Source organism: Flavobacterium petrolei (assembly GCF_003314435.2).
Lineage (GTDB): Bacteria > Bacteroidota > Bacteroidia > Flavobacteriales > Flavobacteriaceae > Flavobacterium > Flavobacterium petrolei.
Genome location: NZ_QNVY02000007.1, coordinates 60,728 through 84,104 on the forward strand (window position 1 = coordinate 60,728; position 23,377 = coordinate 84,104).

Annotated in this window: 15 protein-coding genes; 12 read left to right on the plus strand and 3 right to left on the minus strand. The window is 33.5% G+C overall.

Translation table 11 applies throughout. The features are described 5' to 3' along the window. The first annotated feature begins 41 nt into the window (after nt 1–41). The 7 genes from DR871_RS15815 (at nt 42) to DR871_RS15845 (ending at nt 15,481) form a co-directional block, all read left to right on the plus strand. The gene (locus DR871_RS15815) at nt 42–3,755 is read left to right on the plus strand and encodes a SusC/RagA family TonB-linked outer membrane protein (protein WP_113667067.1); all 3,714 of its coding nucleotides are present in this window, start codon (nt 42–44) and stop codon (nt 3,753–3,755) included. Between the two features lie 10 nt (nt 3,756–3,765). After that, on the plus strand, nt 3,766–5,247 hold the full coding sequence (locus DR871_RS15820) for a RagB/SusD family nutrient uptake outer membrane protein (RefSeq protein ID WP_113667066.1): 1,482 nt from the start codon (nt 3,766–3,768) through the stop codon (nt 5,245–5,247). A gap of 25 nt (nt 5,248–5,272) precedes the next feature. Further along, nucleotides 5,273–6,133: a zinc-binding metallopeptidase gene (locus DR871_RS15825; RefSeq protein WP_113667065.1), complete on the plus strand. Its 861-nt coding sequence runs from the start codon at nt 5,273–5,275 to the stop codon at nt 6,131–6,133. Between the two features lie 67 nt (nt 6,134–6,200). Next, nucleotides 6,201–7,559: a DUF4302 domain-containing protein gene (locus DR871_RS15830; RefSeq protein WP_113667064.1), complete on the plus strand. Its 1,359-nt coding sequence runs from the start codon at nt 6,201–6,203 to the stop codon at nt 7,557–7,559. A gap of 1,370 nt (nt 7,560–8,929) precedes the next feature. Continuing rightward, the gene (locus DR871_RS15835; RefSeq protein WP_113667062.1) at nt 8,930–11,974 is read left to right on the plus strand and encodes a TonB-dependent receptor; all 3,045 of its coding nucleotides are present in this window, start codon (nt 8,930–8,932) and stop codon (nt 11,972–11,974) included. A gap of 127 nt (nt 11,975–12,101) precedes the next feature. Continuing rightward, complete coding sequence (gene uvrB, locus DR871_RS15840; RefSeq protein ID WP_113667061.1) at nt 12,102–14,093, plus strand: excinuclease ABC subunit UvrB; 1,992 nt, start codon at nt 12,102–12,104, stop codon at nt 14,091–14,093. Nucleotides 14,094–14,254: 161 nt separating this feature from the next. Further along, nucleotides 14,255–15,481: a hypothetical protein gene (locus DR871_RS15845; protein WP_113667118.1), complete on the plus strand. Its 1,227-nt coding sequence runs from the start codon at nt 14,255–14,257 to the stop codon at nt 15,479–15,481. 22 nt (nt 15,482–15,503) lie between these two features. Here the strand turns inward: DR871_RS15845 and DR871_RS15850 are convergent, their stop codons facing one another. Then, nucleotides 15,504–15,905: an excinuclease ABC subunit B gene (locus tag DR871_RS15850; protein WP_113667060.1), complete on the minus strand. Its 402-nt coding sequence runs from the start codon at nt 15,903–15,905 to the stop codon at nt 15,504–15,506. A gap of 56 nt (nt 15,906–15,961) precedes the next feature. Here DR871_RS15850 and DR871_RS15855 point away from each other — a divergent pair, with 56 nt between their 5' ends. The 5 genes from DR871_RS15855 to DR871_RS15875 are packed head-to-tail and all read left to right on the plus strand — an operon-like array spanning nt 15,962 to nt 20,062. Beyond that, complete coding sequence (locus DR871_RS15855; protein WP_113667059.1) at nt 15,962–16,780, plus strand: alpha/beta hydrolase; 819 nt, start codon at nt 15,962–15,964, stop codon at nt 16,778–16,780. Nucleotides 16,781–16,828: 48 nt separating this feature from the next. Then, nucleotides 16,829–17,839, plus strand: a complete 1,011-nt coding sequence (locus tag DR871_RS15860; protein WP_113667058.1) for a dipeptide epimerase — start codon at nt 16,829–16,831, stop codon at nt 17,837–17,839. Between the two features lie 6 nt (nt 17,840–17,845). After that, on the plus strand, nt 17,846–18,877 hold the full coding sequence (locus DR871_RS15865) for an aminotransferase class I/II-fold pyridoxal phosphate-dependent enzyme (protein ID WP_113667057.1): 1,032 nt from the start codon (nt 17,846–17,848) through the stop codon (nt 18,875–18,877). A gap of 58 nt (nt 18,878–18,935) precedes the next feature. After that, nucleotides 18,936–19,403 (plus strand): DUF1456 family protein, encoded by a 468-nt coding sequence (locus tag DR871_RS15870; protein ID WP_113667056.1) that lies wholly within the window; start codon nt 18,936–18,938, stop codon nt 19,401–19,403. Nucleotides 19,404–19,405: 2 nt separating this feature from the next. Further along, entirely contained in the window at nt 19,406–20,062 is a 657-nt protein-coding gene (locus DR871_RS15875; protein WP_113667055.1) for a Rossmann-fold NAD(P)-binding domain-containing protein, read from the plus strand. Between the two features lie 73 nt (nt 20,063–20,135). Here the strand turns inward: DR871_RS15875 and DR871_RS15880 are convergent, their stop codons facing one another. Together DR871_RS15880 and sucC are read right to left on the minus strand one after the other, a co-directional pair. Continuing rightward, complete coding sequence (locus DR871_RS15880) at nt 20,136–21,704, minus strand: protein adenylyltransferase SelO (protein ID WP_207209816.1); 1,569 nt, start codon at nt 21,702–21,704, stop codon at nt 20,136–20,138. A 159-nt stretch (nt 21,705–21,863) separates the two neighbouring features. After that, nucleotides 21,864–23,057 (minus strand): ADP-forming succinate--CoA ligase subunit beta, encoded by a 1,194-nt coding sequence (sucC, locus tag DR871_RS15885; RefSeq protein WP_091166566.1) that lies wholly within the window; start codon nt 23,055–23,057, stop codon nt 21,864–21,866. Nucleotides 23,058–23,377: the final 320 nt, after the last annotated feature.

The following is a 23,377-nucleotide window of genomic DNA, read 5'->3' on the forward strand; positions in this document are numbered from 1 at the left end:
AAAATACCCATAAATAATATTTATCAAAACAACCCAAAATTATGAAAAAACCTGTTGTCAAACAACGATTACTCTTTCGAATTATGAAAATAACTTTATTTCAATTAGTCTTAGCACTTGTATTTTCAAGTGTAACGTTAGCCAATAGCGTGAAAGGACAAAGGAAATTAGATACAAAAGTGACCATTGAAGTTACTAACATCAGTTTAGACGATGCTTTGTCGATGCTTCAAAAGTCATCGAATATTAAGTTTTCATATAATTCTCGAATTACTCAACAAAATAAAAAAGTAAGTATCGACGCCATTGATGAAAAATTATCAAGTATACTGAATCGAATTTTAAAACCATTTAACATTACCTTTTCCGAAGTAAGCAATCAAATTGTATTACAAAAAAAGAATAATCAAATTGAAGGATTTTCCGCAATAGAGGATCAAACTCCCCTTTTTGAAAGTTTATTAGCAGCCACAATTGTTAGAGGTAAAGTAATTGATGAAAAAGGCAATCCTTTACCTGGGGCTACTGTTATGGTAAAAGGAAGCAAAATAGCTGTTCTAACCGATTTTGATGGTAATTTCGTTATCGATATGCCACAAAACGCAACTAAATTAATTGTTTCTTACGTTGGCATGGAGACCTTAGAAGTAACTACTGGAAATACACCACTTACTATTGTTTTAAATGAAGTTGGACAAAAATTGAATGAAGTTGTTATTACAACAGGATATGAAAAAACTTCAAAACGTACTTTTACCGGTGCGATAAGTAAAATATCTGAAAAAGATTTAAAAGTAGAAGGAGTCATTGATATCAGTAGAATGATTGAAGGAAAAGCAGCTGGTGTGACGGTACAAAATGTTACTGGATCTTTTGGTGCAGCTCCTAAAATTACTGTACGTGGTTCCTCTTCAATTTTTGGTGATACAAAACCTTTATGGGTAATTGATGGTATTGTTCAAGAAGACATCGTCAACCTCTCTTTTGCTGATTTAGCTTCTGGAAATTCAGAGACATTGTTAAGTTCATCAATAGCAGGATTGAATGCAAATGATGTTTTGAGTATTGAAATTTTGAAAGATGCTTCTGCTACATCAATCTATGGTTCGCGATCTTTGAATGGTGTAGTTGTAGTTACGACTAAACAAGGTAGAAGAGAATCTCCATTAAGTGTTACTTATTCACTGGAACAAACTGTAAGAAACGTCCCAACATATAATCAGTACGACATTTTGAATTCTCAGGAGACCATGAGTGTTCTTAAAGAAATTGAAGCTAAAGGTTTTCTTGATTTACCTTCAACTGCCCAAGGTCGTTATGGAGGAGTATACAATATTCTTGCAAATGCAATAAACACCTATGATCAAACTTCAGGAACATTTGGTGTAAAAAACGATACTCCGAGTAGAAATACTTTTTTAAGAAAATATGAACTTGCAAACACCGATTGGTTTAAAGCCTTATTTAGACCTTCTATTACTCAAAATCATTCTCTAAGTTTTTCAGGTGGTGGTAAAAACAATACATTTTATGCTTCTTTAGGTTATTATTCAGATCCGGGATGGACTTTGGCAGATAATGTAAGCCAGCTTACTTCTAACATAAAGAATACTTTCTTTATCAATGACAAACTTAATTTAACACTTTCAACCCAAGCATCAATAAGAGATCAGGGAGCTCCTGGAAGTTATGACAGTCTTAAAGATGGAGTAAGTGGTAGTACAACCAGAGATTTTGATATCAATCCATTTAATTATGTATTAAATACAAATAGAGCTTTAAGACCTTATGATGATAATGGAAACCTAGAATACTACCGAAATAACTGGGCTCCTATAAACATTCTTAATGAGCTTGAAAATAACTATATGGAAATCAAAGTTAAGGACATCCGTTTTCAAGCTGACTTAGCGTATAAAATCAATCCTAATTTAACGTACAACCTTACGGCTAATGCACGTTATGCAAATACTACAAGAGAACACAACATATTAGAGAACTCAAATATTGTAGGTGCTTATAATGCACAAGAAACTACAATTGTTAGAGATCAAAATATCTTTTTATACCAAGATCCAGATAACCTAACCGCTCCAAAAGTGGCTGTACTTCCAAATGGTGGTATTTTAAGAAAATTTTCTAATGAATTGACTTCTTATAATATTAGAAATAGTTTTAGCTATAAAAACACATTCCAAGACAAGCACGAATTAGAAGGATTATTTGGTCAGGAATTAAGATCTGTTGACAGGAGTAGTGATAACTTTACTGCATTTGGTTTACAATATGACAAAGGTTTAACTGCTTTTACAGACCCTCGCCTTTTAGAAAAATTAATTAATGGTGGAGAATCCTATTTTGGATTTAATGAAGAAAGAGAAAGAACTGTTGGTTTCTTTGGAAAAGTTGGTTATACATATGATCGTCGTTATACTGGATCAGTTACCGGTCGTTATGATGGATCTAATAGACAAGGAAGAAGCGGTTCATCTAGATGGTTACCTACCTATACAGTAAGTAGTAAATGGAATATTATGGAGGAAGACTTCATGAAAAATGCAAATACTATCACTAATCTAAGTTTAAGAGGTTCATACGGTTTGACTGCTACAGCTGGACCAGCAACTAACTCATTAGCTATTTATAAAAGTTTTATCACTAATCGTTTAAATTTAGGGGATAGAGAATCCGGTTTAAATATCGATGAATTACAAAATGGTGATTTAACATGGGAAAAACAATTTGAAACTAACATTGGTTTGGATTTAGGCTTATTTGACAATCGCGTTCAATTTACCACAGATGTTTATAGCCGTAAAGCTTTTGATTTAGTTGATTTTGTTACAACTTCAGGTATTGGAGGACAAAAAATCAAGCAAGGAAACAACGCTGACATGGAAACAAAAGGTATTGAATTGTCATTAACAACTAAAAACCTCAACAATACAAAATTAAAATGGTCAACAACTTTCAATTTCTCTGTATACAATCAAGAAATTGTAAAATTACAAAATAATCCAAGTGTATTAGGACTTGTTGATGGAACAGGCGGGAACACAGTAGGCCATCCTAGAAATGCATTGTACTCTTACCAATTTAAAGGATTAAACAATCAAGGATTACCTACGTTTGTTATGGCTGACGGTGAGGAAGATAACATTGCTGGAGCTAACTTTCAAGATTCAGAAAATGTTACAAAATACTTGAAATATGAAGGTTCAATCGAACCAAACAAGTCAGCTGGTTTATCAAATACATTTACTTATGAAAACTGGTCTTTAAATGTATTCATAGTTGCTGCTGGCGGTAACAAAGTGCGTTTAAACCCTATCTATTCTGATCAATATGATGATTTAACAGTATTCACAAAAGAATTTACAAACCGTTGGATAAATCCAGGAGACGAAGCATTTACAAATATTCCCGTTATTGCAGATAAAAGATTAATTGCAAATTATGCTGCTGAATCAAGAGATTTGACAAGAGCTTATAATGCTTATAATTTCTCTGATGAAAGAGTTGCTGATGGATCATTTGTACGATTGAAAAACGTATCAATCTCTTATGAATTTCCAAAAGATCTAAAGAAAAAACTAGGACTTAATACTTTTAATTTAAAAGCAATTAGCACCAATCCACTTTTAATCTATTCTGACAAAAAATTAAATGGGCAGGATCCAGAATTCTTCAGATCAGGAGGAGTTTCACTTCCTATAACAAGTCAATATACATTCGCTATCAACGTATCATTTTAATAAAATAAATATGAGAACTTTTAAAATAACCACTTTATTACTAATTGTACTTACAGTTAGCAGCAGTTGTGACGATTTCCTTTCGGAGATTCCTGACAACAGAACCCAACTTGATACTCCAGAAAAAATTTCTGAACTACTGGTAAATGCCTATCCAAATGCAAACTACATGGAGTTTGCAGAAACAATGACTGACAATGTTTTTGATAGTGGGGATCTTACACTGACTACAAATAAAAATAGTCAAAACTATAACTGGGAAATGCAAGAAGATATCCAACAGGATTCTCCTTCTGATTACTGGGACGCATGTTATTCGGCAATTGCGCATGCTAACCAAGCTTTAGACGCAATCAATAAACTAGGAAATCCAGCCAACTTAAATCCTCAAAAAGGAGAAGCTTTATTGGCTAGAGCATATTCACACTTTATGTTAGTTAGTTTTTGGTCGCAAAGATATAATCCTTCAACTGCTACGACTGATTTAGGTATTCCATATGTACTAGAGCCAGAAGAGGTTCTTGTTAAGAAATACACTCGTAATACTGTTGCAGAAGTTTTTAATTTTATTGAAAAAGATCTTGAAGAAGGACTAAAATATGTTAACAGCGACTACAAGTTACCTAAATTTCATTTTAATAAAGCAGCTGCAAAAGCTTTTGCTAGCCGATTTTATTTGATAAAAGGAGATTGGAATAAAGTTATTGAAGTATCTGATGAGTTAGGAAACAAGCCAGAAGGGCAATTAAGAGATTATCAATCCTATCTAGATGTAGATTTTAATACTGGTCAAAGAAAATACTCGCAAGAAAGTGAATCTACAAACCTATTAATAGCTTCAGTATCATCTGTATACTCTAGAAGTTTTTATTCTAATAGATTCCAATTAACTGGTGCAGATAGAGATATATTGTTTGGAAATGGCGCTAATTTATTCAACAAAGAATGGTTATACAGACCATTATCATACAATGGTCAAATAACAATTTTTGTTCCTAAATTTACTGAATATTTTAGAATTACTAATGCTAATGCTGGAATAGGACAGCCTTATGATGCAATAGTATTGCTAAGTAATGATGAATACTATTTAAACAGAATCGAAGCCCACGTGATGACAAATCAAATAGCTACCGCTAATGAGGAATTAGAATATTTTATCTCAAAACGTATCAAAGCCTATAATGCATCTACTGATAAAGTTACAGAATTAAAAATAGTTACTAAATATCCAGCTGTAGATGATGAATACACTCCTTTTTACAATTTGACTTCTGTACAAAAATCTTATATTAAAGCTATAGCTGAGCTACGAAGAAGAGAATTTATACATGAAGGTTTGAGATGGATTGATATTAAACGTTTTGCTTTGAAAATCACACACAAATCGTATAACCAACCAGATAATGTTTTGTTGAAAGATGACAAACGTAAGGCAATACAAATTCCATTACATGTTTCTAACACAGGTTTAGAAAAAAACCCTCGTTAATTAATTAATCTATAAGGTCAACAATATGAAATTAAAAACTCAATACAAAAAAATAATCCTTTTCTCTGCGATAGTATTATTAGGCGCATGTTCGGGCGAAGAAGCCTTAAAAGAAAGCCAGTTAGACGTTTCAACACCTGCTATGTCTACATTAGACAAATGGATTGAAACTAACTATGTAAACACGTACAATATTAAAGTCCAATACAAATGGGACCAAAATGTGGTAGACAACAATCGTTTTTTATATCCACCCATACAAGCACAAGTACAACCTGCACTTGAAATTGTACAAAAAATTTGGTTGCAAAGTTATTCAACTATCGCAGGTGCTGATTTTGTTAAAAAAATAGCACCAAGAGAATTTGTACTGGTTGGTGGTCGAAATTTAAATACTACTGGGACTATTACACTGGGACTAGCAGAAGGTGGTCAAAGAATCACTTTATTTGAAACGGATTTAGTAGATAAAAAAAATCGCGATAATGTAAAACGTTTTGTTCATACTATTCAACATGAATACATTCATATCCTGAATCAATATAAACCTTTTGATGAAAAAACATTATCAAAAATTACTCCTACTGGATACACATCAAACTGGTATGCTACTTCAACAACAGTAGCAAGAGAGGAAGGTTTTATTACTGATTATGCCAGATCAAACATAAATGAAGATTTTGCAGAAATGGCCTCTACTATGTTAGTAAATTCAAAAGCTGAATACGATGCTATCTTAGCAGGAATAACAAGTGTAAAAGCAAAAGCTGACATAAAGGCAAAGGAAGCTGTCATAGTAAAATATTTTAAAGATGCTTATAACATTGATTTTTATAAACTTAGAGATCAAGCTGAAAAAAATACTTTAGCAGTAATTAATGGCTAATTAACTAAAGGAATAATTATTTTAAAAAAAATATTCTGTAATTCATATTTAAAATAAATTAAATATCATGAAATTAAAAAACATACTCAAATACCTATTCATTGCAGTACTAGCAATGCAATTGGCTTCATGTGACAACAAGGAAGATGTAGATCCCATTTTTGATCAAACGCCTACAGAAAGATTAAATGCGCAAAAAAAAGAACTGAATGATTTATTAGAATCATCTGAATTTGGATGGAAAGCAGTTTATTTTACAGACACTACCCAATTAGGTGGCTTTACCCACTTATTCAAGTTTAAAAGTGGCTCAGTGGATATGGCCTCAGACTTTGATAATGATACAGCAATATATAAAAGTGAATACGGTATTGAACTAGGGAGTACTGTAAGTCTTGTTTTTACAACAAAAAACAAAATACATCTTTTATCGGATTCAAATAATTTTCCAGTTGCCTCTTTACGTGGAAAAGGATATAAAGGCGACTTCCAATTTTTGTATTACGGACAAGACAATGGACAAATCATTTTTAAAACCAATAGAAGTTTCGAGGAACTGCGTTTTGTAAAAGCAACCGCTCAAGACTGGACAAACTTGGCGCTAAATAGAGCAATGATTCCTAATGTAGTTGGAGCATCAACAAGACCTTTATTTCGATTATTAGAAACTAATGATGGCGCTAAAATCAGTCAATTTGATTTTAATTTTACTCAACCTAGTAGATTTGCAATTGCAAATTCAATTGAAACTGGTTCAAGTGTAAGCTACAACATGGGAATCGCTTACACCCCTACCGGAATTATAGTGAGTCCCGCTGTAAAAGTTGGAACACAAAAACTTTCTGAGTTCACGTACGATGCAACAACTGGTAATTTTAATGCTACTGGAACGGCAGGCGTAACTGCCTCAATCAAGTATAGCAATAAACCCTTGGTATTAACTGATGATTATAAAATTCTTATAGAAGGTAAAGGAAATCCTGCAACTGCGTTTGCTTACATTGCGGCAAATTTAGCAACTGCTCCATCTAATTCATTATTATGTAATACGCTCTTAAACCAAGTAAATGCACAATTATCTTCTACTCAAAAACTTAGTAGAGTTCAATTTACTTTCAATAACCCAGCTTTTGGTAGTTATATTGAATATAGATTTAACGGAGGTAAAACAACTATATATCATAATGTGACAGTAACGGAAGATCCAGTAAATAAAACGATGATATTAAATCATGTATCTTGGGAAAATAATTTAGGCGCAATTATCGCTGAACCTACACTTTTGAAAAATATAGATAAAGAACTTCTAGATACTAAAGGATTGTATGTAAAAAGAGAATTATTTAAAATCGCTTTTTCTAATACTATTTATACTTTCACAAGCGCATCTAGTAATTTTAGATTAACTACTTATGCGTTTCAATAAATTATAATAATTTTTTCATTAAAGCAGGCTCTATAAAAATAGCCTGCTTTTTTTATGTTTGGTAACTACATACTTGGCTTAAACTTTTCTTTTAAATCAATCTAAAAAAAAAATAGTATTAATTGGAATATCATAACCATTTGCTTCTGCGCGTTAGCATTACTTTTTAATGCGTATTTATGGATCAATTATATAAAAAAAACAACTAAAAAAAAGCAAAAAAGTGACGGATGGAATAGTTTTCATTTACTTTCTACATTTTTGATATTGCTTGTATTACTAAACCGAATAGCACAACTGTAATGTAATAGTTGTTGAAAAACGGATTCTAATGGTAAATTTGTTGAAAGAATAAATTAATCTTAATACTTATAAAAATATGATAAAAAAGCACATTACACCAGGAAATATTGCTATCTTTTTAGGTCTCTTGACACATCTAGCCATATCAGAAGTATATGGAAATGAATATGCGAGATATTTTATGTATTTCTTAATAACAATAATTATTCCCATAGTGATTTTTAATCTTATAAAGGAAAGAAGAGAAGATAAACTCAATAATACAACTCTATTTCAAGCATCAATTTCTAAGATGTTGATTATAGCAGTAGTGTTAGTAATCTTCTTTTTTATAACGAAACAAAATTATAGATAAGAATTTTTAGTTTTAATTTGAATTTTGGAAAGATAAAGCAGCTCAATTTGAGTTGCTTTATTATTTTTAGCTGGTTTGATTATACTAGTTTATTCTTTTTCAATTATATGCTCAAAATCTTTAAAATAAATTAGTGGTAATAACCAAACTCATATGTGATCATTCCAAAAACACTTTAAAAACAGGTAAAAAACGATAACTCTAAATTAAATGAACACTTGAAACCGACTCAACTATTTTTGGAGCTAAAAAATAAGATATTTCGACAAAATTTAGATGTGTACCATTTGTCATTAAAGTATTCATTTATCAGCTTATTGCTGATAAATGAATACTTTAATGATTTAATTTTCCTTATCTTCTCTAACTTAAGAAAGATTAAAACATCAAAAAACGAGATAGATATATTGATTTTTTTTTGATGAATTAACATCTAAAAAGTCTTTTAACTTCAATAAAAGAAACAAAAAGATTGGGAAACTATGATTTATACTCTGCCTGAGAAACTATTTGTTCTAAAAAAAACCAATAGAAGCCTTTATAATAGAGCAATATTTTTAAATTTTTGTAGAAAATAATTTAAAATATTACGATTGATTAAAATTATAGATAAAATTTAGCTTATTTGTTATTTATCGAACATTACAACAACTAAAAAAAAATTAACGTTAATTAAGTAGTATTTTTACGGTTCTAACTTTAAACAACCAAAATGAAAAAACTATTATTTATTCTAACGTTAATTTTTTCAGCAGGTATAACAGCTCAGACAATTAAAGTCTCAGGTGTAGTGACTGATGAATCGAAAGCAACTTTACCCGGCGTAACGATTCTTGTAAAAGGAACTACGAAAGGTACCACTACTGATATCGATGGAACTTATAGCATAAGTGCTGAAATTGGTGACGTTTTACAATTCTCTTATGTTGGTTTAGAGACTAAATCGGTTGCTGTAACAGGAACAACATTAAATGTTACTTTAACGGGAAGTGGTGAAACACTTCAAGATGTTGTCGTAATTGGTTCCCGCAATCCAACCAGAACCGTAACAGAATCTGCAGTGCCTATTGATGTGATTTCTATGAAAGAAATTGCTTCTCAGGGAGCACAAGTTAACTTAAATCAGATTTTAAACATGGTTGCCCCATCGTTTACCTCAAATACGCAAACAGTTGCTGATGGAACAGATCACATTGACCCGGCGCAGTTAAGAGGTTTAGGACCGGATCAAGTATTGGTTTTAATAAATGGAAAAAGAAGACATACTTCTTCATTGGTAAATATTAATGGATCTCCGGGTAGAGGATCAGTAGGAACGGATTTAAATGCTATTCCAGCTTTTGCAATCGAAAAAATCGAAGTCTTGAGAGACGGAGCTTCCGCGCAATATGGTTCAGATGCTATTGCTGGTGTAATCAATATTAATGTAAAGAAGAACACGAACAAATTAGACGTTAACATTTTTGGTGGAGGAAATCTTTCAAAAGGCGCTAATGACCATGATGGCGGTTTTGATGGTGGAAATTACCAATTGGATTTAAATTACGGAACAAGCCTTGGTAAAGAAAAAAGTTTTATTAACGCAACCGCTAGCTTGCAACTTAGAGATGCAACCAGCAGAGCAAAAGAAGTTACAGGAACTTTATTTAACGCCTACAATGCAGTAGAGCAAAGAGCAGCTGAGGCAGGGACTAATATCAATGGACTTTTTGGAAATATTACAAATACACCAAATACAGCTCAAATCCTTACTACAATAAAACAGTATGCTCCAGGTGTATCTTATTTCACAGGTGCACAGCAAACTGCAATACTTGGCGCCACTACTATTTCTCAAATGCAAACAGCATTAAATTTTGATGCTACAGCAGGCGAATTAGCATATAGAAGTCTTGAAAGAAAAAATTTCAATATGAGAGTGGGACAATCTTCTTTAAAAAGTGCCCAATTCTTCTTGAATGCTGCTTACCCAATCAATGATAAATTAGAAGCCTATGCCTTCGGGGGAACAAGTTTCAGAGAAGGAGAAGCTGCAGGTTTCTACAGAAGACCAAATCAAGCCAGATCATATACAGGATTATATCCAAACGGATTTTTACCGGAAATACATTCTACAATCAACGATGTCTCTGTGGCAGCTGGTTTAAGAGGTCTTATCTTCGAAAACTGGAATTTTGATTTAAGTAATACTTTCGGAAGAAATGCTTTTGATTATGGTGTTGAAAATACAGTAAATGCTTCTTTAAGAGAAAATTCTCCTACTGAATTTGACGCTGGTGGTTTGGCTTTCGCCCAAAACACAACAAACTTTGACATGAACAGAAAATTTGATGTTTTAGAAGGTTTGAACGTTGCTTTTGGCGCAGAATACCGTCATGAGAACTTCTCTATAAATGCGGGTCAACCAGAATCCTATAATTTATATGATATCAATGGAGGAGTTGTTACAGCAACAACAGCTTCAAATATTAGAGTTACTGATTTTTTTGGTGCTGCAAGACCAAATGGATCACAAGTTTTCCCAGGTTTCAGACCTGCAAATGCAATTGACAAAGACCGTAACAGTGTTGCGGTGTATACTGATTTAGAATTAGACGTTACGGATAAATGGTTGGTAAACGGAGCGGTTCGTTTTGAGAACTATTCTGATTTTGGAAACACAACTAATTTTAAAATAGCGTCCCGTTATAAAATAACGGATAATATCAACTTACGTGGTGCAGTTTCAACTGGATTCAGAGCGCCATCATTACACCAAATCTATTTTAATTCAACCGCTACACAATTTGTAGGTGGTGTACCTTTTGAAGTTGGAACTTTCAGTAATGATTCGCAAGCAGCACAATTATTAGGAATTCCTAAATTGAAACAAGAGGAATCTCAAAGTGCCAGTATTGGATTTACTGCTAAAATTCCAACGGCTAATTTAACTTTGACAGCAGATGCTTATATTGTTAAAATTGATGACAGAGTGGTGCTTACCGATCAATTTTCAAGACCCGGCGGAACTCCTGCAGCAGGAACTCCAAATGCAATTTTGAATGGATTATTTGATACAGCTGGCGCTACTGCAGCGACTTTCTTTGCAAACGCAATTGATACTGAATCAAAAGGAATTGATGTTGTAATAAGTCATAAAACAAGTTTTGGAAACAACGTTTCTTTGAAAACCGACTTATCAGGAACATTTTCTGAAACTTACAGAGTAGGAGAAATTAAAGCGTCTCCAGTGTTAGAAGCTGCCGGCCAAATTAATAGATATTATTCTGAAATGTCTAGAATCTATTTACAAGAAGCTATCCCTAGAGTAAAAGCTAATTTAACAAACTCTGTAACATACAAAAAATTCGATTTCTTCTTGAGAAATGTTTATTTCGGTAAAGTGACAGATCCAAATACTGCCGATGTAAATGGAGACGGAAGAGTTGAAGGCGCTATAATTAATGGTCAGGCAGTGGAAATTGAGCACCCAATTTGGGGAGCAAAAATCATTACTGATTTATCCGTAGGTTTCAAAATTACCGAAGCTGCCAAAATTGTTATTGGTGCCAATAATATTTTTGATATTTATCCAGATGCAAATCTTGGTACACAAACCGCAATTCGTCCAAGATTAGTTTCAGGGGCTATTGATTACACAGCTGCTCCGGCTACTATCGATTTATCAAACGCAAATCAATTTGTATATTCCAGAAACGTATCCCAATTTGGTCAAAACGGTCGTTTCGTTTTTGCTCGATTAAGCTTCAGTTTCTAAGAATTATTATTTGTAAAATGAAACCATCCTGTCAAATCGGGATGGTTTTTTTTTGGCTTAAACTTTGGAAAAAAAAGAATCCAAACGTTGTACCTTTGCAACTCTAAATCTTTGCCCCTTAATACAAATGAATTTTCAAGTAGTATCCGATTACCAACCGAAAGGCGACCAACCACAAGCAATTGAAAAATTGACTCAAGGGATTATTGATGGTGATAAATTCCAAACTTTATTAGGAGTTACCGGATCCGGAAAAACATTTACGGTGGCCAATGTGATTCAGGAAGTACAAAGACCAACCTTAGTTTTGGCACACAACAAAACGTTGGCAGCACAATTATACTCGGAATTCAAGCAGTTTTTCCCGAATAATGCCGTGGAATATTTCGTGTCCTATTACGATTATTACCAACCGGAAGCTTTTATGCCCGTAACCGGCGTTTTCATCGAAAAGGATTTATCCATCAATGAGGAACTGGAAAAAATGCGAATGTCAACCACTGCTTCGTTGCTTTCCGGACGAAGAGATATTTTGGTAGTAGCATCTGTTTCTTGTTTGTACGGTATTGGAAACCCTATCGAATTTCAGAAAAACTTAATTCCAATTGAGAAAGGACAAATTATTTCGCGTACGAAATTATTGCATCAATTGGTGCAAAGTTTATATTCCAGAACGGAAGCCGATTTTAATCCAGGAAGTTTCAGGATAAAAGGAGATACAGTTGATGTGTACCCAAGTTATGCAGATGAAGCCTACAGAGTTCATTTCTTTGGCGATGAAATAGAAGAAATTGAAAGTTTTGACACCAAGAATTCTCAGGTTCTTGAAAAATTTGACAAGCTGACGATTTATCCCGCCAACATGTTCGTGACTTCTCCAGATGTCTTGCAAGGTGCCATTTGGGAAATCCAACAGGATTTAGTAAAACAAGTCGATTATTTCAAGGAAATTGGAAAACATTTAGAAGCAAAACGACTGGAAGAACGAACCAATTTTGATTTGGAGATGATTCGTGAACTTGGTTACTGCTCCGGAATTGAAAATTATTCCCGTTATCTGGATGGTCGTTTGCCTGGAACCAGACCATTCTGTTTACTCGATTATTTCCCTAAAGATTATTTAATGGTGGTAGACGAAAGTCACGTAACACTTTCGCAAGTTAGTGCGATGTATGGCGGAGACCGAAGCCGTAAAGAAAATTTAGTAGAATATGGTTTCCGACTTCCCGCTGCAATGGACAATCGTCCTTTGAAGTTTGAAGAATTTGAAGCCATGCAAAATCAGGTAATTTATGTTTCGGCAACACCAGCGGATTACGAATTACAAAAAACGGAAGGCGTTGTTGTGGAACAAGTGATTCGTCCAACAGGATTATTAGATCCTATCATTGAAATCCGACCAAGTTTAAACCAAATCGATGATTTAATTGAAGAAATTCAAGTTCGGGCAGAAATTGACGAGCGTGTTTTAGTGACGACTTTAACCAAAAGAATGGCGGAAGAATTAGCCAAATATTTAACCAAAGTTAATATTCGTTGTCGTTACATTCACTCTGAAGTAGATACATTGGAACGAATAGAAATCATGCAAGATTTACGAAAAGGAATTTTTGATGTATTAATTGGTGTGAATTTACTTCGTGAAGGTTTGGATTTACCCGAAGTTTCTTTGGTGGCAATTTTAGATGCCGACAAAGAAGGTTTTTTACGAAGCCATCGTTCGCTTACGCAAACAATTGGTCGTGCAGCAAGAAACCTGAACGGAAAAGCAATTATGTATGCTGATAAAATTACGGCGAGCATGCAAAAAACCATTGATGAAACCAACTATCGCAGAACCAAACAAATCAATTATAACACCGAAAACAACCAGACTCCACAGGCATTAAACAAAAAAATAGAGAGTGCCTTTACTAAAAATCCTTTGGTCGATTATGAGTTAGGCTTAACTTTAGACACTGCTGCAGAACCTGAAAATCTGTATTTACCAAAACCTGAAATTGAAAAACTCATTCGGGAAAAACGCAAATCAATGGAGAAAGCGGCAAAAGAATTGGATTTTATGCAAGCCGCCAAATTACGAGATGATATTAAAAGACTGCAAGGCCAACTGACCTAAATAATTTTCAAAACGAGATATTAATGTCAACACAAAATATTTTTTGATTTTAAGTGACTTTTCTTTCATTTTTTTAATCTAAAAACTTTTAAATCCAGTAAAGTTCTTTAAATTTGAGTGTAATTATTTTCTGATTGTTTCCTGAAAATTCACGCATTCAAATGAAATATCGCTTACTCATTTTTGTTTTATTCGGACTAATTTCATTTGCTTCAGCGCAATCCTCAAACGAGGAAATCATGACCTTTGAAATAGAAAACAATTCCGATATCATAAAACCAAATCTGCTGTCCAATCACCCGCTGGGAATTTACATTTCGCGAATAAACCATAATTTCAAAGTTCGCTCTCCTGAGAAATTTTCCTTTTCATTAGACATTTCAAATGGAAATGTGATGTTGCCTTATGTAAAATCATACGAGTTAACAAACCCAACAGATCGAGAATACGCTGCAAGTTTTCCTTGGCATGAACGTGAATTTAAATTTGACCTTAATACTGCTCCTGCACAAACCAAAGAATTCATCGCCGACGGAGTGATCCGATCTTATAAATTCACATTTTCCTTGCCTTTAACTGGGCATCATGAACTTAATTTCGGCGTTCGTGCATTTTCATTAGACAAAGGAAAATATCCCTTTTCAGTGTTTACGTCTGATGAATCTATTGAGTGGTTTCACAGTACTATTGCCGGTGGAGAAGATCCTTTCTCAAGACGATATTATGGATTAAACCAAGCGAAAATTTCTTATCGAGACGAAAACAATAATTTAATCACAATGAATAATGGCGACTTCCGTATTCCGGGAATTGAGATAAATTATTTTTACTATCCGCAATTAGAAATGAACAAAAGCCATAAAATATACTTGAATTTCGGAACTCATTTAGGAATCAATATTTCGAAATATAATCCAGTGGCTGACATCGGAATTTCTTCATCGGTAATAAAAAAGATTGTTGTGAGAGAAAAAAATATTTTAAGTATTGGCGTAAGTGCTGGCGCATTGAGACAACGATTTATTCAATTTGGCGACAGAGTAAACATAAGCAATCAAACTTTTCTGTATAGTTTTGACGGGCTTATTGATTACAAAAGAAAACTTAGAAACAAAAATTCGATTTCATACGGAATCAATTATGCTTTTCAGACATCCTACAACAAGAAGAAAGATTTTGACTACATTATTTTAACTGGAGAAAGAATTAAAACGCATTGGCAACAAACTTTCTCACACTTGTATGAAAGTTTAGAAGGCTGGAATTTTATTTGTACTTACTCTGTTAAGCAATTCTCCTATTTTGTGTCTCTAAGAGAAGATCTTAGACTGGATAATGCTCCTGATTTACAGACTAGTTTTGGTGTAAAAATGTCTTTCAAAAGGTAAATACATCAATAAAAATGAACAATTAATTATGTTGCTCCTGAAAAACATTAAGTAAAATTTCAGCATCAATAATTGTATTAGGCGCTTCATTCATCAGTTTAAGAATTCGTTTTGTAGCTACGGGATTAAGTCCCATTTCAAGTGCTATTTGTTGGATTGCAACAGCTTCTTTTTCATGTAAAACTCCGTCACAATACATCAATAGAGCCAGTCTATAAAATTGCTGCACCCGTTGAAATTCAGATTTAATAGGCAATAAAGGTAATTCCTGATGAAAAAAATCATTAAAAACATCAAGATCAAAACTCAATTCTTTGGCTACAATTACCAAAAATTCATATTCTCTTTTATGCAAATGCCCGTCAACGGTAGAAAAAGCAATCATCTCTAAAAGTAAACTCCTCTTTTCTTCGAATGTATTCATCAAATTATTATTTTTAGCTAAAATATTGTTTTTAAATCAAAACACAAAAACTAATAATGAATCGACTAAAGTTCCTACTTCTTCTCTTCTTTTTTACCATCGTAAAAATTACGGCTCAAGGCGAAGAGACAAAGAAGAGCACGGATTCCAAACAAGTTTCTACTTTTACTATTGAAGCGCCGCAACTTCAAACCACAAAGAAAATTTGGATTTATTTGCCCGAAAATTATTTAACTTCAAAAAAGAAATTCTCCGTAATTTATATGCATGATGCGCAAAATTTGTTTGATGCTAAAACATCCTATTCGGGAGAATGGAATGTGGATGAAAAACTAGACAGTCTAAAAGCGCAAGTTATTGTTGTTGGAATCGAACATGGAAACGACAAAAGAATCGATGAATTAACGCCTTTTAAAAACGAAAAATACGGTGGAGGAAAAGCAGATAGCTATTTAGAATTTATCGTGAAAACATTGAAACCACAGATAGACAAAACGTATCGTACAAAAACTAAAAAGAAAAATACTATCATCATGGGAAGCTCATTGGGAGGTTTGACTTCCTATTATGCGGTTTTAAAATACCCCACAATTTTTGGAAAAGCAGGTGTTTTTTCGCCTTCGTTTTGGTTTACCAAAGACATTTACACGCTGACAGAAAAATCCAAAAAGATAAAATCTAAAATATATTTTATGTGTGGCGATGCTGAAAGTGACGATATGGTTTCGGATTTGAACAAAATGGAATATTTACTGAATTCTAATCGATGTTACTGCCTTAATTTAAATAAAAAAACAATTGTAAAAGACGGAAAGCACAATGAAAAATTATGGCGCGACGGTTTTGTCGATGCAATTTTATGGCTTGGTTTCTAAAAAATCCAGTTTCAAACAAACACAACAAATAGTAAAATTAAACCCCAAATGGAAATAATCTTAAGAGAATACGAGCTCAAATTAAAACATACATTCACGATTTCGAGAGAATCGATTGACTCTCAGCCTTCTTTGATTGTGGAATTAAAAAGTGATGGTTATTCCGGTTTTGGCGAAGCAACTTCCAATCCGTATTACAAGACAACCGTTCCGGTAATGATGCAGGATTTAGAAAAAATTCGGATTATAATCGAAACCACTACAAATGAAACTCCTGAAGATTTCTGGGCAAAAATACACCCGTATTTAAAACACGATATGTTTGCGCTATGCGCTTTGGATATGGCATACAATGATTTATATGCGCGCAAAAAAGGAAAGAAATTATACGAATTGTGGAATTATACCACCGACAAAAATCCATTGACAGATTACACGATTGGAATTGCATCCATCGAAAAAATGGTGGCAAAAATGAAGGAACTGCCTTGGCCGATATATAAAATAAAATTGGGAACCAAAGAAGATATTGCCATTGTCAAAGAACTTCGAAAACATACGGATGCCATTTTTAGAATTGACGCCAATTGCGGTTGGGGCATTGAAGAAACCATAAATAATGCTGTGGAATTGAAAAAATTAGGTGTAGAATTCTTGGAACAACCTATGAAAGCCGATAATTGGGAAGGACACAAAGAAGTTTTTAAACACTCGGTTTTACCGATTATAGCTGACGAAAGTTGCATTATTGAAGAAGATGTAGCGAAATGCCATAATCATTTTCATGGTGTAAATGTCAAATTAGTAAAATGTGGTGGCTTAACGCCCGGAAGACGAATGATTCAGGAAGCTAAGAGATTAGGTTTGAAAACGATGGTGGGTTGCATGACCGAATCGACTGTTGGAATATCAGCCATTGCACATTTATTGCCACAACTGGATTATGTAGATATGGACGGTGCATTGCTTTTGGCTGAAGATATTGCCACAGGAGTGAAAATTAATTTTGGAAAAATAAACTATTCTGACTTAAACGGAACCGGTGTAACTTTAATTTGATTTTAAATGAAAGTCAACCAATTTCCCGATCGAACAATTGAAATCGACAATGAAAAATATCTTTATTTTGGAGGAACAGCTTATTTAGGTTTACCAACACATCCCGAATTTCAAAAACTGCTTATCAAAAATATTTTGCGCTGGGGAACAGCTTATGGAAGTTCCAGAAGTGCCAATATCCAACTAAGCGCATATGAAGATGGAGAACGATTTTTAGCCGATTTCATAAAAGCAAATGCAGCACTTACGGTTTCTTCTGGCATGCTAGCGGGGAAATTAGTTATTGAAACATTAACTCCTGAAACCGATTTATTTTTTCATTTTCCGGATACGCACGCCGCCATCAAAGTGCCAAATAGCTTACCAGTTTTTATCGGAGAAAAATTAAATCCTCGTTTGTTGGATAATAGAACTGAAAAAATTACGATTCTAACGGATTCGGTTCCTTCTTTTCATGTACAACCGGTCGATTTTACGATTCTAAATTCTATTCCGTCTAATAAAGAAATCACTTTGGTTATCGACGAATCACATTCACTTGGAATTTTGGGTAGAAATGGTTGCGGAATTTTTTCGACAATCAATCTTCCCAATATTAAAAGAAAAATTATGGTGTCCTCTTTAGGGAAAGCCTTTGGAGTGACAGGTGGCGTAATTGCAAGCGATTCTGAGTTTATTAATAATATGTCAACTCACGACACTTTCGTCTCTAGCGCTGGAATGAATGCTGCGTTTGTGCAAACCATGGCTGATGCAACATCGATTTATTTGCAACAGCATCTGAAATTAAAGGACAATTTATACTACATTAATGCTCATTTAATTAAAAACAAAGCAGTCCTTTTTGATCATGAATATCCGCTCATTTATCAGGAAATCGAAGGAATAAATGAAATTTTCACGGCGAATAAAATTATTGTAACCAATTTTAAATACGCGACAGACACTAAAGATTTAAACAGAATTGTAATTACTGCCAATCATAAAAAAGAAGATTTGGATACCATAATTCACATTCTGAACCAAAACCAATTCTGAATCTAAAATTGTGCTCCAATTGCTTTTAAACCGTACCTTTGTAAAAAATTAGAATATGATGACAAATAACGATATCTTTAAAAAACTTCGTGTAGCGTTAATGCTACGTGACGATCAAATAGTTGAAATATTAGAATTAGTAGATTTTAGAATCACTAAATCAGAATTAGGTGCTTTTTTCCGTGATGAAAAACATGAAAATTATATGGAATGTGGTGACCAAGTGTTGCGCAACTTCCTAAATGCACTAGTAATTCACTTGCGTGGAACGAAAGAAAATCCAAAAAATCCAAATGATGTTTTAGCGAAACACAAAGCTCAAATTCCTGTAAAAGAAGGAGCTTCGGAAAGAGCAGAATTCAAAGCAAATCCAAGAGACGAAGAAAGATCAAGAGGCGATGAAAGTCCATCAAAATCGAAACCTGCTGCTAAGAAACCGTTCAAAAAACAATTCTCAAAAGGAACTCCAAAAGTTCAAGTTGTGGAGAAAGTGAAATTTAATTTCGGCAAAAATAAAAAATCATAACTGTGAAAACGGCATTAATTATTGGCAGCACCGGTTTAATAGGCTCAGAATTATTGAATTTACTTTTGGAAAGTTCACATTACGCTAAAGTAATCACTTTCGTAAAAAGAGATACAGGAATAAAGCATCCAAAATTGACGCAACACATCATTGATTTTGACAAGCCGGATACCTATAAAGAATTAGTCGTTGGTGATGATTTCTTTTGTACTATTGGTACAACAATCAAAAAAGCGGGAAGTAAAAAAGCTTTTAGAAAAGTAGATTTTGAATATCCTCGACAGTTTGCGGCTTTTGCTTTGCAGAATAAAGTTCAAAAATACTTGATTATTTCCTCTCTTAGCGCTGATGCAAATTCTGGAAATTTCTATTTGAAAACAAAAGGAGAAATTCAAGATTTTCTTAAAGATTGTAATTTCGAAAGCGTTGCTGTATTGCAACCTTCACTTCTTTTGGGAAACCGAACTGAATTTAGATTGGGAGAAAAAGTTGGTGCGTTTTTCATGAAAACACTTTCCTTCTTATTCCTTGGAAACTTGAAAAAGTACAAACCCATTGAAGGTAAAACAGTAGCTAACGCACTTTTGAAAATTGCACAAAAAAACGATACAGGTTTCAAAATATATGAATCGGATGTGATTCAAGAAATTGGAAACTAATACAATATCAAAATCCTGAATGAGAGTTCAGGATTTTGATATACAATTAAAAGTAATTTTCCATAAAAAGACTTTAAGAACTACAGCTTAACATCGAACATCCTACTTTATCTTTGGCCCAATCGGGTCTTTTGGCAAACCACTTTTGAAAATTCGGCTGCTCGTCATATGGATTTTTAAGCATTTCAAATAACTCGTTTAGCAAAGAATAATCTCCTTTATCTGCGTCATCAATACACAATTGCGACATGTAATTTCGCAATACATATTTTGGATTTACTTTATTCATTTTGTCTTTTCTTTCAGAATCTGAAAGTGTTTCTTGATTGATTCTAATGCTGTACTTCTCCAACCAATTATGCCATTCTTTCAAGATTGTTTCATCCAAATCCTTTTCATTATAAAAAGCATCTTTTATGGAATTGAAAGCTGTTTCTGCTGAATCTGTTTTAGTTACATTACTTAAATTTCTAAAGAAAATAGTCATATCCGTTTCTAGCTTTTCAAGCAATTGTGTCAAACTTTGAATCAAAATAATATCTTGTTCTTTTTTGATTTTCAAACCAAGCTTATTTTGCATCATATTCAAATACTCTTTTTCATAATCCGCACTAAAAGCATCTAAAATAGTTTCCAATGGTTTCGCTTCCTTAATTAAAGGATACAACGCATTCGCCAATTGATACAGATTCCACAGCGCAATTTCAGGTTGATTGCCAAAACGGTATCTTTTATGTTGGATGTCTGTTGTATTTGGCGTCCAGCCAGAATTATAATCTTCTAACCAACCATAAGGTCCATAATCAATGGTAATACCGTGAATGGACATATTATCAGTATTCATAACACCATGAACAAAACCTACGCGTTGCCAGTGCACAATCATATTCAGCGTTGTTTGAGTAACTTCTTGAAAAAACGCCAGATATTTTTCGACTCCTTCAACTTGAATATGAGGGAAATGATGCTTTATAGTATAATCTGTCAATAATTTGAGATTAACATGATCTTCACGCGAAGCAAATAATTCAAAACTACCAAAACGGATAAAAGACGGAGCCACCCTGCAAACGATAGCGCCTTTTTCGTACGCAGGATTTCCATTGTACAAAACATCACGCAATACTTGATCGCCAGAAAGCATTAGCGAAAGTGAACGTGTAGTAGGAACTCCCAAATAATGCATCGCTTCGGAACATAAATGCTCACGAATGGAAGAACGCAATACGGCAAAACCATCTGCAGTTCTGGAATATGGTGTTGGCCCTGCTCCTTTTAGCTGTAGTGTATATGTCTTATTTTCATGAACTACTTCAGTAAGATTGATGGCGCGACCATCTCCTAATTGCCCCGCCCAATTCCCAAATTGATGACCAGCATAACACAAGGCAAAAGGTTTTGTCTCCGGATAAACAGTATTCCCGGAAAAAGTATTTAAAAAATCAGTTGAAAGTATATCTTCCTGAGAAAGACCAATAGCATTAGCTACTTCAATTGAAGCATGAATCAAGGAAGGATTTGAAGGTTTTTTGGGTAATACATACGAATATGTTGATTGCTGAACCTGTCTTGGAGTATTTATTTCACTTTGATCAGCAGGCAATTCAGCAGTAAAATTATTTTGTATCTGGAGTTTCATAATAACTAAAAAAGTTAAAAACAAAGATAATTGTTGTGAGTCAGAAAACTTTGCAATTTCAATTATTATTGTGATTTGTTCAATCACAAAATTTATTTTTTTCCAAAAAAAAATCCTGTTCGCTTAGCAAACAGGATTTTCAATATATAACATTTTTTCTAATTAAGAAAGTGCTGCTTTTACTTGATCCGCTGCTTCTTGAAATTCAACAGCTGATAAAATTGGCATTCCTGAATTATCAATTAATTCTTTTGCGATAGCTGCATTTGTACCTTGTAAACGAACAATGATTGGCACTTTAATTGCATCACCCATATTTTTGTAAGCATCAACTACTCCTTGTGCCACACGGTCACAACGAACGATTCCACCAAAAATATTAATCAAAATAGCTTTTACGTTTTGATCTTTTAAGATAATACGGAAAGCAGTTTCAACACGTTTTGCATCGGCAGTTCCTCCTACGTCAAGAAAGTTAGCAGGCTCAAAACCAGCATACTTAATTAAATCCATGGTTGCCATTGCTAGACCAGCTCCGTTAACCATACATCCTACTGTACCGTCAAGATCTACATAGTTTAATCCTACTTCTTTTGCTTCCACTTCGATTGGGTTTTCCTCACGAATGTCACGCATATCAGCATATTTCTTTTGTCTGTATAAAGCATTATCATCGATATTTACTTTAGCATCTACAGCCATAATTTTATTGTCAGATGTTTTTAAAACCGGGTTGATTTCAAACATCGATGCATCAGATCCAATATAAGCATTGTATAAAGAATCGATGAATTTCACCATTTCTTTAAATGCATTTCCAGAAAGACCTAAGTTAAAAGCAATTCTTCTTGCTTGAAAACCTTGTAATCCAACAGAAGGATCAACTTCTTCAGTAAAAATTAAATGAGGAGTGTGTTCCGCAACTTCTTCAATATCCATTCCACCTTCAGTAGAATACATAATCATGTTACGACCTGTAGCTCTATTTAATAAAACAGAAACATAAAACTCAGAAGTTTCACTTTCACCAGGATAATATACATCTTCAGCGATTAAAACTTTGTGTACTTTTTTACCTTCAGCAGAAGTTTGAGGTGTAATCAATTGCATTCCGATGATTTGCTCTGAAATCTCTTCAACTTGTTGTAAATTTTTGGCAAGTTTAACTCCACCACCTTTTCCACGTCCACCTGCATGAACCTGGGCTTTTACAACATACCAACTTGTACCAGTTTCGGCAGTTAATTGTTTTGCAGCTGCAACCGCTTCTACTGGGCTATTAGCAACGATTCCGCGCTGAATGCGAACTCCGTAGCTAGCTAAAATCTCTTTTCCTTGATATTCGTGTATGTTCATAATATAGAATTTGTCTGGCTTCTGAATTTCTTTCAGAATAAAAGTGCCACAAAAATAGCAAAATTAAACTTAACTGTTATTTTTTTTTTAATTAAATATAGGTCAAAATAGAGATATTTTAAACAAAAACAGAACCTACTGCAATTTTAAAAAAATATAAAAATTAATTACAAATTTGTTATAATTATTTGGCAAAATTCATTGGCAAAGTATTTCTTTCAAAAACAGTGCTTTCCTTTACCCATTTACATTTTCTTTTTATCGAAAAATCAAATCGGAAGTGTTTAAATATCATTATTGAGATTTATTTAACCTTTTTC

What these genes read in the sequence shown, in the direction of transcription:
- DR871_RS15815 (WP_113667067.1), top strand. Translation starts at nt 42, where the DNA reads ATGAAAAAACCTGTTGTCAAACAACGATTACTCTTTCGAATTATGAAA.
- DR871_RS15820 (WP_113667066.1), top strand. Translation starts at nt 3,766, where the DNA reads ATGAGAACTTTTAAAATAACCACTTTATTACTAATTGTACTTACAGTT.
- DR871_RS15825 (WP_113667065.1), top strand. Translation starts at nt 5,273, where the DNA reads ATGAAATTAAAAACTCAATACAAAAAAATAATCCTTTTCTCTGCGATA.
- DR871_RS15830 (WP_113667064.1), top strand. Translation starts at nt 6,201, where the DNA reads ATGAAATTAAAAAACATACTCAAATACCTATTCATTGCAGTACTAGCA.
- DR871_RS15835 (WP_113667062.1), top strand. Translation starts at nt 8,930, where the DNA reads ATGAAAAAACTATTATTTATTCTAACGTTAATTTTTTCAGCAGGTATA.
- uvrB (WP_113667061.1), top strand. Translation starts at nt 12,102, where the DNA reads ATGAATTTTCAAGTAGTATCCGATTACCAACCGAAAGGCGACCAACCA.
- DR871_RS15845 (WP_113667118.1), top strand. Translation starts at nt 14,255, where the DNA reads ATGAAATATCGCTTACTCATTTTTGTTTTATTCGGACTAATTTCATTT.
- DR871_RS15850 (WP_113667060.1), bottom strand. Translation starts at nt 15,905, where the DNA reads ATGAATACATTCGAAGAAAAGAGGAGTTTACTTTTAGAGATGATTGCT.
- DR871_RS15855 (WP_113667059.1), top strand. Translation starts at nt 15,962, where the DNA reads ATGAATCGACTAAAGTTCCTACTTCTTCTCTTCTTTTTTACCATCGTA.
- DR871_RS15860 (WP_113667058.1), top strand. Translation starts at nt 16,829, where the DNA reads ATGGAAATAATCTTAAGAGAATACGAGCTCAAATTAAAACATACATTC.
- DR871_RS15865 (WP_113667057.1), top strand. Translation starts at nt 17,846, where the DNA reads ATGAAAGTCAACCAATTTCCCGATCGAACAATTGAAATCGACAATGAA.
- DR871_RS15870 (WP_113667056.1), top strand. Translation starts at nt 18,936, where the DNA reads ATGACAAATAACGATATCTTTAAAAAACTTCGTGTAGCGTTAATGCTA.
- sucC (WP_091166566.1), bottom strand. Translation starts at nt 23,057, where the DNA reads ATGAACATACACGAATATCAAGGAAAAGAGATTTTAGCTAGCTACGGA.